The sequence below is a fragment of the Flavicella sediminum genome (assembly GCF_006381105.1).
GTDB classification, from domain to species: domain Bacteria; phylum Bacteroidota; class Bacteroidia; order Flavobacteriales; family Flavobacteriaceae; genus Flavicella; species Flavicella sediminum.
On the sequence record NZ_VDET01000052.1, the window covers coordinates 1 to 600 of the forward strand.

The 600-nt window shown below is 31.8% G+C and carries 1 protein-coding gene; it reads left to right on the plus strand.

Translation table 11 applies throughout. The features are described from left to right. Window positions 1–600, plus strand: a 600-nt coding sequence (locus FGM02_RS17785; RefSeq protein ID WP_139959969.1) for a DEAD/DEAH box helicase family protein, incomplete at both ends; no start/stop codon positions are given.

Below are 600 nucleotides of genomic sequence, written 5' to 3' on the forward strand. Positions count from 1 at the left end.
AGAATTTGCCTCGAATAATAATCCAAACTCTGCTACGAATTCGATCGCTACTTCGTTATTTCAAAAAGACCGATTAAAATTCATGCTACAATATGCTTTTGCGTATGTTGAAGAGGATCATGGCTTGGAAAAACATGTAATGCGTTATCCTCAAATATTTGCGACAAAAGCGATAGAGAACAAATTAGAAAATGGAATAAAAAAAGGAATTATTTGGCATACGCAAGGTTCTGGTAAAACGGCCTTGACTTATTTTAATGTAAAACATTTAACAGATTACTACCAGCATAAAAATGTCATTCCTAAATTTTATTTTATAGTCGATAGAATTGATTTATTAAATCAAGCGGCAAAAGAGTTTAGCTCTCGTGGCTTAATAGTCCATAAAATTAGTAGCAGAGATGCTTTTAGTAGAGATATAAAATCTACACATGTAATTCATAACAATTCTGGTAAAGCAGAAATAACGGTTGTCAATATTCAAAAGTTTAAAGACGATCCTGATGTTATAAAAAACAACGATTACAATGTAAATGTGCAACGTGTTTTCTTTTTAGATGAAGTGCATAGAAGTTACAATCCGAAAGGGAGCTTTTTAGC